The sequence below is a fragment of the Streptomyces sp. NPDC048278 genome, assembly GCF_040652195.1.
Taxonomy (GTDB): domain Bacteria; phylum Actinomycetota; class Actinomycetes; order Streptomycetales; family Streptomycetaceae; genus Streptomyces.
In genome coordinates, this window is record NZ_JBEZLP010000059.1 from 1 (window position 1) to 12,830 (window position 12,830).

Below are 12,830 nucleotides of genomic sequence, written 5' to 3' on the forward strand. Positions count from 1 at the left end.
GGCCCTGCTCGACGCCGTACGGCGCCTCAACCCCCAGCAGCAGGAGTGCGTGACGCTCCGCTTCCTCCAGGGCCTCTCGGTCGCCGAGACCGCCCACCTGATGGGCAAGAAGGAAGCTGCGATCAGGATCCTCCAGTACCGGGCCGTGCGCACGCTCGGCCGGCTCCTCCCGGACACTGTCGACCACTGATCACACAGCCTCCCGCTTACGGGATATCGAAGGGACGGAGGCTGCGAAAGCTGCCCCGGCCACATGCGAAACGGTGACAGCAACAGTCACCCTTGTTCGACAGCGATACGCGCCAGCAGCTTCAGCAGAGGCAGGTCGGCCGCCACGGCGTCGACGGTGTTACCGAAGTCGTTGAGGATCAGGTCCTGCTTGCCGTGCGCCAGGCCGTTGCGGATGGCATAGAGATGCCTGGCGGTATCGATGCCGGCCGTCCTCAGGGCCTCCAAGCGGCCGAGCGCTCGCTCTCTGAGGACGGAGAACACCTCGATGGGTTCCTCAGCGTGTTGCGGGAGGAACACCGGAATGGTCAGCAACTTCCCGAAGTCGTACCGCTCAAGGGAATCGAGGTGGTCAGTGATGAACCCCAGGCCGTTGTCGCGGCGTGGTGTTTCCAGCACGCGGTACAGCCCCATGTACTCGGCGAGCAGATCAACGTGCCTGATGGCCATGGCGTAGAGGGCAAGCGGCTCGCTACGCCCGGTGAACCGGTCGCTGAACCGGGTCAGCAGATCGCCGTACGTGTCATACCGCAGCCGCAGCACGTCGGTATAGCGGATCTCGTGAGCCTGCTCGGCGACGGAGTCGAGGATGTCACGGTATGTGTGATTGGCCGCAGCCCACGGTCGGTCGTGCCCGACCGGCTCGTAGGGAGCCGCGGCCGGCTCATGAAGGGGAACGACGACGGTGGGGGAGTCGTGATCGAAGGCGATGCAGTCCGCCACGAAAAGCACGTCCTCGAGCGATGGCACGGTGAGCGAAGCGTCATAACAGCCCTCCGCAGTGAGAGGGAGGGGCACGAGTAGCCCCAGCGGAGAGAGTTCCTGCATACCCCACCTGCCATCGGCCTCGAACTCCTCGATGCCTATGCCGGGCATGCGGATACCGTACGCAAGACTCGGCCAGTCGATCTCTTGAGCCATGCAGAAAGGATAGGCAGCCCTCCACAGGCGACCTGCCTCGCTCCAGTGAGGTCGCGCTGCGCTGCAGCACGGAACAACAAGCCCGCATGCCGAGGCCCCCGCGGTGTTCTTCCAGGCCATGGGCCGCAGGGGTTGTGTCCTGGGAAGTGGTGTACGGGCTCCCACCTGATCCGGGCGTTCGCCCCGGCGCCGGAGTGAGCGCGCGGATAGTCGCAGCCCTGATCCGACGGTGGCCCCTGGCCGGCAAGAGGCACGTCCATCGGCGAGGCCTGCTACGACGCTGCTGGAACGCACGGCCGCAAGGAGCTGAGTGAGAACGCCGACGGTAGCTGGCCGGCGTCGGCTGCGGATCACTACGGCCGGGAGCACGACACCGACGAAGACACCGAAAAGCGGAAGGGAAAACAGCAGGACGGCAGCTGGACCAGACACCAGGACACGCAGACAACCCCCTGCGGCCGGAGGACGCACAGACCATGGCCCGCCGCCCCGGTCGGCTCGCAGACCAACGGGCATGCAGGCCAGAGCGGTGCGGCGGTAGGTTCGGTGTTCTTGCTGAAGGGGGACGGTATGCGACTAGACAGATTCTGTGTTCCTGTAGGGGAGGATGTCCTGGTCGACGCTGGCGGGTTCCTCATGAGTCCGCCCAGCTGGTATAGCCAGACCTCGCTGGTTGTGCCGCTGACCGAGGCCTGCGCCACCTCCGCTGTTCTCCTCGGGGAAGCGGGCATCGGCAAGTCACACGCCTTGTCCACCATTCTCGAAGCACGTCAGAGCAGCGGACACCCGGGCACCTGCGTGCGCGTCGACCTTGGCCAGGTCCGGTTGTGGGAAGACCTGATCCGCAAGGCCCGACCGGTCCTCCGCCAGCTCGGCTCCCAGGCGACATCACCGGAGTCCGGCCCGTCCGACGACGCGGCGGCATCCGAACACCTCCTCGTCCTGGACGGCGTCGACGAGTGCCATGCCACCGGCAAAGAACTCGCCGGCTGGTTCACCGACCTGGCCGACACCTATGACTGCCGCCGACTGCACGTTCTGGTTGCCTGCCGCAGCATGGCCTACACCGAAACGCTGCGCGAGGCCGTCGCCACCGCCTTCGATATCACTGACACCCGCACCTACACCCTGGCGCCTTTGCGGCAGAGCGACTTGGCCGTGGCTGCCGCAGCCAAGGGGGCCGACCCCGAAAAGTTCACTGAAGCAGTCACCGCAGCCGGCGCCCAGACGCTCGCACGCACGCCTTTGACCCTCGACCTGCTCTTGGACACCTTCCTCGAACACAGTGCACTGCCCGCCAGCCGAGCCGACCTGTACGCGTTCGCCCTTCCCCACGCAGTCATGCACCAGGGCAAAGACCGCGCTGCCGACGACCTCGCCGGCAACCAGGCCCAGAGGTTCGTCACCGCCGCCCGCCTCACCTGCTACTGCCTGCTCACCGGCGCCGACGGCATCACCACGGTGCGCGCCCCCGGGCCGGACCGCGCCCTGCTGCCCATCGACACCTTCCTCGGCGCACGAGAAACCACCACCGGCGACACCTTCGTCATCGAGCGCCCCCTCATCGAAAGCGTCTTGCACAGCGCCTTGTTCAGCAGCCGGGGCCTTGCCGCCGCCGGCCCCGCTCACGCCTCCATCGCCTCCTACCTCACCGCCCGCTACCTCGCCGACCACCACATCCCGCGCGAACAACTGCAGGGACTTCTCGTCCATCGCGGCGAGGTCGGTGAGCCGGGCATCCCCACCGCCCTGTACGAACTGGCGGCCTGGCTCATCGCCCTACGCCCGGACCTCGGCCCGTGGCTGATCGGAATCGACCCGCAGGCCATCGCCTCCTACAGCTCCTACATCGGCGACCCGCACTGCACCAAACTCATTGTCGACGGGCTGTTGCAGCAGGTCCGGGAATACACGCCCCGCCACGGCCGGCACTGGAGGCCCACGGGAAACCTGCGACACCCCGGCCTCGCCGAGCAACTGCAGCAAGCTCTCCACGACGCTGTCAGCCGCCCGTCACACGGTACCCATGAGCTCGAACTCGTTCTCATGCTGATCGCCGACAACCGGCTCGGGGAGCTTCTGCCGGCGGTGGCGGCCATCGCCCGGGATACCCAACGCCCTCATGAGCTGCGTCGGCTGGCTGCTGCTTGCGCCCGCATGCTGGACGCGGAGAGGGCCGTCCCTGTGCTCAAACCCATCCTGGCCGAACTGGCCGCGCACCCCGAGCAGGATCCGGCCGACGGCCTGCGCGGCGTCGTTCTGGATATCTGCCGGCCCTGGCTCACCACCGACGAACTCACCTCAGCGCTGACACCGCCGCGAGCCGACCCCAGCCACTACACCGCTTTCTGCCAGAACCTGCCTGCCTCGCTCACGGACGAGCAGATCACACCGTTCCTTGACTGGGCCACCACACGCCTGATGGACCGCGAGTCCCCCTGGGCCGGCTGGTCCGGCGCAGTCGCGATGACCCAAGGCCTCCTCGACCGAGCGCTGAGCGGGCCGGCAGCCGAAGAACGCATCCCCGCCGTAGCGGCACGGCTACGTCCCTACCTGCGAACCTATCCGCGGCTGGCCGTTCCCGCCCCGCTGTGCGCCCCGCTGGACGATCCGGACGACCAGCACGCCCGCGATCTGCGCCGCACGCTCACCCGCCACCTCATCGACGTGGCCCGCGATGACGAGGACGCCTTCCAACTGGCCGGGGGGTGGGACACGCACCCCTCACGGCCCTTCCGCTGGCGCTCTCCGGAGGCCACCGGCCCCGAACGAGAACAACGCACCGGCCTGCTCGACGCCACGGACCTCTCATGGCTCGTGGACCTGGAAAAAAGCCTCAGCGACGAACAGGCCCGCCACGCCTGGCCTGCGCTCCAGCATGTGTGGTCCACGGTCAGGACGACAGACAGCGGGCAGGAAGCGGCCTGGGCCACGCGCGGCACCAGAGTCTGGCCGCAGGTGTTCGCCCATGACTTCGAACCCATCCTCCTCGACAGCCCCCTGGCACAGAAGCTCAGGGCTCAAGCGGCACGCCGGCAGTCCTCGGCACGCCCGTGGGAAGGCCGAGCCGCTTTCGCCGCAGCCACCCGCGCCCTGCTGGCACAAGCCGAGTCGGGCGACACCGACAGCTTCGTGGCCCTGTGCAGGAACCTGCAATGCCACCCGGACACCGGTACCTTTCTCGCAGTCGAAGTCCCCGGTGACCTGCTGTCTTTGCCCGGTACCGCGATCCTCACGGACGACTACCGGCGCTCTCTGCTGACCGCGGCACACCGCTTCTGCACGCAAGCCCTCCCCGCCGACGACAGTTGGATCGGCACACACCACCTCCCCGGGCGTCCATGGGCCGCCGTCTTCGCCTTCACTGCGCTCCTCGATGACGGCGACACACTGAACACTCTCCCCCCGGGCCAGTGGCGAGCTTGGGCGCCCACCCTCCTGGCCTTCCCCCTCACCAGCCCCGCAGCCCAGCACAGCAGCCCACGTATCCGGTTGCTGGAAAAGGCCCGCCCCCATGCCGCGCAGGAACTCGAAAACACCTACGACACACTGGTCAGAGCGTTTTACGCAGGCGAAGAGATCATGCCCGCCCTCCAGCTGGCCTCCAGTATCTGGACCCCGGAACTGGAAACCAGACTGCAGCACACACTCACCGATCTCACCGCGCAGGCGCACGCAAACGCTCCCTACCCTGTCACCGGCCCGGCCGGCCACGAGATCCTGGCCTTCGTCCTGTCCGCACTCCTGCAGCACGGCAGCTCAGACACCCGCCACCAGGTGCTCGAGCGATTCGGCCTGCCGCTGTGCGATCCCAACCCGGCACGTGACGGGGGTCTCGACGCCGCGTACCTGCGCGTCTTCTTGACCGAGATCCCCCAGGAGATCTGGCAGACCGCCGAACACCGCTTCCGTACCGACAGCAGTGCGCTCGAAGCGGTCGCCGGCGCCTTCCAGCGCTCCCGCAGCACGCAAGCATGGCTCACCAAAATGCCCACGCCCGCGCTGGCCGACATCGCCCGGATCCTCCTGGACCACTACGAATCGGAGGCCACTCCTCCGTACAAAGCGTCCGCCCTGCAGAATCACGGCACCGTCGTACTGGACCACCTCGCATCCAGAGGCACCAGTGAAGCCATCGGTCTTTTGCGTGCTCTGGCAGCTGACCGTCCCCACGACGGCATCCTGCGAACGCTGGTACAGGAAGCCGAGGAAACGCACCGGGAACGCTCCTGGGTCCCTCCCACTCCCGGCGAACTACGCGAACTGATCCACGACCCCCGCCGGCGGCTGGTCAAAGACGCAACGGACCTCCTGGACCTTGTCCTCGTCCTCCTCAACAAGATCCAGGAGGACCTGGCCCAAGGAACCCTCCCCGCGGCGATCCTGTGGAACGAAACCGAGCTGGAAACCCTTCCCGACGGGAAGAAGGGAAAACAGCGGCTGCGCTTCCCCAAGGACGAGAACCTCATATCCGACTACCTCGCCCACACCCTGCGACGCGACCTCGCCGAAGGCGGCATCCTCGTCAACCGCGAGGTGCAGGTCTACCGCAACATCAAGGGAGCAGGAGACCGCATCGATCTACTCCTGCAGGCCCCCACCGAGACCCGGACGCACTCCGCGCCGCGGCTGCCCGACGAACCCGTCGCCCAGGTCGCCATCGAAGTAAAAGGCAACTGGCACGACAAGATCGACACAGCCATGGAGACTCAGCTCGCCGACGACTACCTCGCCGCACTCCGCACCCGTGACGGCCTCTACCTGGTTGCCTTCTTCCCCAACGGCCAATGGACGGCCAAGGAACGCAGGCGGCCGGCAGCAGGCCAGACCCAGGCGACCCTGCAAGAGACGTACGACGCCCAAGCCGCTCACCTCAACGAAACAAGAAACCTGGACATCCGCGCATTCGTGCTCGACTGCACCATCCGCAACCCAGCACAGCGGAACACCTGACCAGCGGATCCTTCATCTCCTGCTGCACCTGGGCGGGGCAGTTGTCGTCGCTCGGGCCGGTTCGGCGCTGTGGACCACGGTCCGGAAGAAGCTGGCGAACACACGCCGGACCCCTGCCCGAGAAGTGCTAGGTTACGCCGACAGGGGAGCGGGGGTCTGGTTCGTGCTGATTTGCTGACACCCGTGTGCACCGTGTCTCGTGTGGCTCTCCTGGCCGGCGAGCCGGCTGCTGTTGGTACAGGTCCGACCACAAGTGGGGAACGTGGCACAAGCAGGGTCGCATTCGGCGGCAGGCCAGATGACTGGATACCTCTACCAGTGCGAACTGGCCCTGGTGGAACTCGCCGAGCGCAGCTGGGACGACATCACGGTCGAAGTCCGCATGGAAGTCCTCGACGACATCGAGTTCCTCTACCAGGACAGCGACGACCCGTCCGTGCTGCTGCAGTCCAAACACCGTGAGAAGGCCGGCCGACTGAGCGAGACGGGCAAGGACTTCTGGCGCTCGGTCGCCTCCTGGATCGATGCACTGACCGTACTGGGGCGCCTGTCCGACGGGACCATGCCCCTGCTGAGGCTGGCCACCACCCAGGTCGCGGCCGAAGGCACCTTCCTCCACCAGCTCCGCCCCGGCCGCGGGCGCTCCGTGGACGATGCGCTGGCCGGCATGGAGAAGGTCGCGAAGGCGGCCGAGCCCGGCAACACCGCCGAAGACCGCGAGAAGTTCACCGACCTCACCCCCGCACAGCGCTACCGGCTCGTCGCCGCGATAGAGATCAACGACGCCGCGCCGCTGATGTCAGACCTCGGCTCTAGGCTGGCCCGCGCACTGGGGATCAGGCCTGGCCAGCACGCCGGCGCCATTCTCGACGACATCAAAGGGTGGTGGTACGGCATGGCAGTGGAACTGCTGGACAAGAACCGGAGCCGGGCCTCGGTGACCGCCCGGGAACTGCAGTGCCGCCTGGAGGAGACCCTCGACCGTTTCACGGGAAAGAACCTGCCCATCACCGAGACGCTGCGCCGCCTCACCCAGGCCGAGATCGCGGCCTACCAGGGCGACCTGGTCGTTGCCCAGATGCAGTGGGTCGGTCTGAAGGACCGCACCATCGCCAGCCACCTGCGCGACTACCACTACGCCCGCGCGCAGCGCTCCGCATGGCTGCGCGACTTCACGATCACCGAACAGGCACTCGAGGACTACGAGCGGATCCTGTGGGGCGAGTGGGAGCACGTCTTCACCCACCACACGGACGAGGTCGAGGACGACACCCCCGCCGCCGAACGCAAGGCCGTCGGGAAACGGGTCCTCGGCGACTCCATGGACAAGGCGGGCGGGATCCCCGCCCGGCCCGGCAGCACCACAGAAAGCTGGATCGGCCGCGGCACCCTGCACAGCCTCGCTGGCCGGGCCCACAGCGCTGAGGACGACGAGTCGGTCGGCTGGCATCCCGACTATCCCGACCTGTGCCAGAGCCACACCGAGCAGCCAGGCCAGTGACCATGACCAACCACCGCGTCCCCGAAGCGCAGGCCCTGCTCAACACGGCCTTCGGCGCCTACCTCCTGGCCACCAGCGTCCACGCCGCCACCAAGAAGGCCGACCGCCCCCTGCCCTGGCCCAGCGCCTTCCTCGTGCTGCCCTTCGTGCTGCCCACCGACACCCGCAACGACCTTCCCACCCAGGCCGTCCACTCGATGTCCGCCTGGCTCACCGAACACCCCCAGCACCAGGCCGCGTTTGCCCCGCGGGCCGCCGCCCTGACCGAATACACCCGCGCCAGCCTGCGCACCGCCGTACGCCACCACGCTCTCGAGGTCACCGCGCAAGGACTGAGCTGCCTCCGCACACCCAAGGCCGCCTCGCAGGCTCCGAGCGAAGAAGTCGCGGACTGCGCGCGCCGCGCCGGCCTCGTCGGCCGCTGGCTCGCCGTCCTTGAGCCCGCCCTCGCCTACAGCCTCCTCGGCGTCCGTCCCTGACCCCTTTCTGTCCAAGGAGCCTACGAACCACCATGCAGCTACTCGCCCTGGCCCTCTACCACCGAGACGGCAGGCCCACCCCCCGGGTCGTGCGGTTTCGTCCCGGGGCGCTCAACATCCTCACCGGCGAGTCCGAGACCGGGAAGTCCGAGATCCTCGACATCGTCGACTACTGCCTGGGCCGCAGCGCCCCCAACCTCCCCGACGAACCGATCGATCAGACCGTGGGCTGGTACGCACTCCTGGTCGCCTTCCGCGACAGCCGTATGCTCCTGGCCCGGCCCCGTCCCGCGGGTGCCTCGACCACACAGGCCATGATCCGCACCGGCGGCGACACCCTCGACCTGCCCCGCGCCGACGAACTGACCCCGAACTCGAACGTCGCCGCGCTGCGCAGCCAGCTCAGCGCCCGCCTGGGCATCGAGGACTTCCGCTTCCAGCCACCCGCTGGCGCCGCCCGCCAGGCCTTCGACGTCTCCATCGCCCAGGCGGCCCTGCTGTGCTTCCAGAACCAGAACGAGATCGCCGACAAGAAGGCCCTCTTCCACCGCCAGACCGAGAACGGCATCGCCCAGACCCTCAAGGACACCCTGCCCTACTTCCTTGGAGCCGCCGGACCCGAACAGGCCCTGCGCCGCCACCACCTCAACGAGGCCCAGCGCGCCCAGCGTGCCGCCCAGCGCAAGCTCGACGACGCCCACCGCCACCGCGAAGCCGTGGACGCCAGCGGCGTCGCCCTGCTCCGCCTCGCCCAGAGCGAAGGACTCCTGGAAGAAGTCCCGCAGGCGCCCGGCCCCGAGGAGATCCGTTCCCTGCTGGAGCAGGCACTGACCGTCACGGTCTCCACCGTGGGCCCGGTGGACCTCACCGATCGGCGCCAGGGCCTGACCGAGGAGCGACGGCAACTGCGCGAGCAACTGCAGCAGTTCGACGAGGCACTTGCCCTGGTGGACCGCTGGCAAAAGCAGGGAGAGGCCTTCACCGGCGAACTCCACCTGCAACTCGGCCGCCTGCAGACCATCAACCTCCTGGGACCTGACTACCATTACGACACCGCTCTGTGCCCGCTGTGCACCCGACCGCTGGACGAACCGGATGCCTCTGCCGCCGAGATCAACACCCTCACCGCACAGCTCGCGGAAGAACTCGAACAGGCCCAGGGCATCCAGCCGATCCGCGAAGAGCACCGCAGATCTCTCCAAGCCGAACGGGCAGCCGTCGTCGAACACCTCAAGGTCAACGGGACACAACTGCGGGAACTGGCCGCCAGCGACGAACGCATGCGCAACCTCCAGGACCAGCACGTGCGCATCGCACGGATCCAGGGCCGCATCGACCAGGCCCTCACCGCCGGCACAGGATCACCCGTCGGCGACATCGGCGAACTGCGCAACAACCTCGTTCTGGCCCAGGAGAACGTCACCACCCTCCAAGCCCTGATCGACGAGGACGACGTCGCCGCCGAGACGGAACGACGACTCGCCGACATCGCCCACAACATGACCGTCTGGGCCCGGCGCCTGAACCTGGGACAGGCCGCCTCGGCGGACGAAGTCGCCATCAGCCTCAGCCAACTCAACGTCGTCGTACGACGCCCCCAAGGGCGCCTCCCGCTCAACCGCATCGGCAGCGCCAAGAACTGGATCGGCTACCACATGGTCGCCCACCTCGCCCTGCACACCTACTTCCGCCTCCACCACCGGCCCGTCCCCGGCTTCCTCATGCTCGACCAGCCCACCCAGGCCTTCTTCCCCGCCAAGATCAAAGACGCCACCACCGTCCAGGACGCCGACTGGGACACCGTCACCGCCTACTTCGAACTCCTCAGAGACGTCGCTGACCTCAACGAAGGCGCCCTGCAGATCATCGTGTGCGACCACGCCAACCTCACTGAAGAGCCGTGGTTCCAGGAAGCCATTGTCGAGAACTGGCGGCCCACCGACGGCCAGCGCAAGGCCCTGATCCCGAACGACTGGCTTGACTGAAACCTGGGTGGGTGTTCCTGCGAGGAAACAGACACCCGCTCGCAAGGGCGCCCGGCCCCTGCAAACGCGATAACTGCGAGGCCCGAGCCGCATGTATGAGGTCTCCCGGCCTTGGCACGGCGGAGTCGATGGCGTGGCCGAGGCTTGCCCGCCTGTCCCCCGCTGTCCCATCACAAGACACCGGACAGTCGGTCAGCGCGGCAAGCCTCCCTACTCGCCCGTGGGACACATCCAGACGCGGGGCTCGGCGCAGTTTGCCTCGCGCCGAGAGTCATCGCACGCGAGAGGAGTGCCGCACCGGGTGAAGGGCGCCCTTGGGTAGAGAGCGCAGCGTGCAACGCATACGGGCGGATCGGCGCGACGTAACCGGTTCGGACAGGGACCGTCCGCGACACCGCCGCGCCCGACTCGTTCCTCAGCGGCTCCTCGGGGCCAGCCTGGTCCAGGGCTGCCGCACGCTGTCTGTACGCCGCCAGGGGGAGTTGGGAGGATAAGGGGATACGCACGGCAGGCGGGGAGTGGTGTCATGGGTTCGGACGAGATCAGGTCCCAGGGCTTCAGCCTGAAGGAACTGTTCCGTGACGTGACCTATGAGATCGACTACTACCAGCGCGACTACACTTGGGGAGAGGACGAAGTCCGCACGCTGCTGCGGGATCTGTGCGGATCGTTCAAGAACTGGTCCAGCGATCCGGCGCACCTGCGCCGGCCGCACACTGCCCCGCAGTACTTCCTGGGACCGTTCGTCTACTACGAGCCGTCGAAGAACCGGCGCTACCTCGTCGACGGACAGCAACGGTTCGTCACGCTGCATCTGCTCTTCCTGCAACTGCGCCTGTCGGCGCAGGAACGCGCAGACACCCGGGCCGTCGACCGGCTCAACCGGGTGATCACGATCGACGGCGAGCACTTCTCGCTCGGCATCACCGATCACGAACTCGTCCTGCGCGCGGTCGCCGAGGCCCGTAAGTACGAAACGGGCGTGGGGGACTCGCTGTCCCGCCGTAATCTGTGGGCACGCAGCCAGCAGATCGAATCTCAGCTCATGGAAGAACTCGACGCGGAGAACCTGACCCGGTTCACGGAGTGGCTGCTGGACCGGGTGGTCCTGGTCGGGATCCGGGCGGCCAGCCCCGACCACGGCTACCGGATGTTCGAGACGATGAACGACCGCGGTGCCCGCCTCACCGCCGTGGACCTCCTCAAGAGCCACCTGTTGTCCCACGTCCAAGCGAACGAAGACCAGCTGAACACCCAATGGCACGAGATGCTGCGGGAACTGGCCATCGACCGGGAGGATCCCACCGCCGCGTCCCGTTTCATCAAGGCCTTCCTCCTGGCCCGTTGCGCACGCGAGGGCCACGACAACGACCGCCGGCAGATCGACAGTAACCTCAACGTGTGGGTCCGCCAGAACGCCGAATACCTGGGACTGGTACCCGAACGCCCCGGCAACTTCCTGCACTTCGTGCGGGATCTGCTGAAGTCGGCCAGGCTTTTCCGGCCCTTCCTCGCAGCCGCGCGCGCACTCAAGAAAGACGGCGACCGCCTGGAGGCGGTGCTCTTCAACGAACGCAACGGACTCAGCTGCCAGGCGGTCGCCGTCCTCGCCGCCATCGATCCGGACGACCGCCCCACCGACGCCAAGGACAAAGGCCGCATCGTCGCCGCCTACATGGACCGCTGGTACGCCCTGCGGATCCTGCAGGACCTGCCCGTGCAGGCGGCCGACGCCGACGCCCTGGTCCACGACACACTCGTCCCCCTCCTGCGCAGGTGCCGCACCGTGGCCGACACCGCCTCCGCGCTGGGCGACCTCGTCACCCAAGACGGAGGCTCGGTACGCGAGGCAGTCACCCTGGGGCTGCGGGGGAACAACGCCCATCAGATCCGATACCTGCTGGCCCGGGCCACCGCCTACGTCGAAGAGGCCTGCCAGCGGCCGCACGATGTGCTCGCCTACCTGGACCGGGACCGCTTCCACATCGAGCACCTGTGGGCGAACCACCACCACCGCGTGCAGGAAGAGATCCCCGACCCCGTCGTCTTCCGCAGCCGCCGCAATCAACTGGGCGGCCTCGGCCTGCTGATGGGGCGCGAGAACTCCAGCATCAACGACCTGCCCCTGAACGACAAGGCCGGCTACTACGCCCGCAGCAACGTCCTGCTGGGCATCATCGCCCCCGGCTACGACCAGCGGAACCCGCTGCTGCGGGACTTCATCAAGACCCACAAGCTCGACAAAGCCCTCAGGCCGTTCGGACCGCGGGAGACGATGACCTCCATCATCCAGACCCGTCAGGAGCTGTATCTGAACCTGTTCGAACACATCTGGAACCCCGAGCGTCTGGGCCTGCCCATCCCCATGCCCGGTGAACCGGGCGGCTTTGACCAGCCGCCTGCCCCAACACGCCCAGCCGCCACGCTGCGCAGGCCTGCTGCCGTGCGCCGTCGCACGGACGTCGCCCGAATGGTCGCAGCCCAGATCCTCACCGCCGGCACACGGATCGTGCTCACCTACCGCTCCACCGACCACTGGGCCACCATCGACGAGGACGGCGGCATCGTCCTCACCGCAACCGGCGGCACCCCCTACGGCCGGGTCGACGAAGCCGGCGCTGTCGCCCGCGGCACCAAGACCTGCCAGGGCATGAACGACTGGCACGTCGAAGACGAGACGGGGGTGCGCATCAGCCTGCGAACCCTGCGCGATCGCGCGGTGGCCTCCGGCGACCTGTAGCAGCACCCCGGATAAAAGATCTT

7 protein-coding genes are annotated in these 12,830 nt (G+C 67.5%); 6 read left to right on the forward strand and 1 reads right to left on the reverse strand.

Going from position 1 to position 12,830, the window contains the following annotated elements:
* The coding region (locus AB0D74_RS48085; protein ID WP_362602158.1) for a sigma factor-like helix-turn-helix DNA-binding protein at positions 1 to 190 on the forward strand (190 nt) is incomplete at its 5' end.
* 86 nt (positions 191 to 276) lie between these two features.
* Here AB0D74_RS48085 and mauJ read toward each other — a convergent pair.
* Entirely contained in the window at positions 277 to 1,149 is an 873-nt protein-coding gene (mauJ, locus tag AB0D74_RS48090) for a methylamine utilization protein MauJ (RefSeq protein WP_362602161.1), read from the reverse strand.
* Between the two features lie 636 nt (positions 1,150 to 1,785).
* Here mauJ and AB0D74_RS48095 point away from each other — a divergent pair.
* The 5 genes from AB0D74_RS48095 to AB0D74_RS48115 all read left to right on the forward strand — a co-directional run bounded on the left by AB0D74_RS48095 (position 1,786) and on the right by AB0D74_RS48115 (position 12,807).
* On the forward strand, positions 1,786 to 6,102 hold the full coding sequence (locus tag AB0D74_RS48095) for an NACHT domain-containing protein (RefSeq protein WP_362602164.1): 4,317 nt from the start codon (positions 1,786 to 1,788) through the stop codon (positions 6,100 to 6,102).
* Between the two features lie 298 nt (positions 6,103 to 6,400).
* Positions 6,401 to 7,603: an ABC-three component system protein gene (locus tag AB0D74_RS48100; protein WP_362602167.1), complete on the forward strand. Its 1,203-nt coding sequence runs from the start codon at positions 6,401 to 6,403 to the stop codon at positions 7,601 to 7,603.
* Between the two features lie 2 nt (positions 7,604 to 7,605).
* Positions 7,606 to 8,082, forward strand: coding sequence for a three component ABC system middle component (locus AB0D74_RS48105; protein WP_362602170.1), 477 nt, complete (start codon positions 7,606 to 7,608; stop codon positions 8,080 to 8,082).
* A 32-nt stretch (positions 8,083 to 8,114) separates the two neighbouring features.
* Positions 8,115 to 10,067 carry a DUF3732 domain-containing protein gene (locus AB0D74_RS48110; protein ID WP_362602173.1) on the forward strand — a complete coding sequence of 651 codons (1,953 nt, stop codon included), beginning with the start codon at positions 8,115 to 8,117 and terminating at the stop codon, positions 10,065 to 10,067.
* A gap of 526 nt (positions 10,068 to 10,593) precedes the next feature.
* The gene (locus AB0D74_RS48115) at positions 10,594 to 12,807 is read left to right on the forward strand and encodes a DUF262 domain-containing protein (RefSeq protein WP_362602176.1); all 2,214 of its coding nucleotides are present in this window, start codon (positions 10,594 to 10,596) and stop codon (positions 12,805 to 12,807) included.
* Positions 12,808 to 12,830: the final 23 nt, after the last annotated feature.

Coding starts and splice junctions, on each gene's coding strand:
- mauJ (WP_362602161.1), bottom strand. CDS start 1,149: ATGGCTCAAGAGATCGACTGGCCGAGTCTTGCGTACGGTATCCGCATG.
- AB0D74_RS48095 (WP_362602164.1), top strand. CDS start 1,786: ATGAGTCCGCCCAGCTGGTATAGCCAGACCTCGCTGGTTGTGCCGCTG.
- AB0D74_RS48100 (WP_362602167.1), top strand. CDS start 6,401: ATGACTGGATACCTCTACCAGTGCGAACTGGCCCTGGTGGAACTCGCC.
- AB0D74_RS48105 (WP_362602170.1), top strand. CDS start 7,606: ATGACCAACCACCGCGTCCCCGAAGCGCAGGCCCTGCTCAACACGGCC.
- AB0D74_RS48110 (WP_362602173.1), top strand. CDS start 8,115: ATGCAGCTACTCGCCCTGGCCCTCTACCACCGAGACGGCAGGCCCACC.
- AB0D74_RS48115 (WP_362602176.1), top strand. CDS start 10,594: ATGGGTTCGGACGAGATCAGGTCCCAGGGCTTCAGCCTGAAGGAACTG.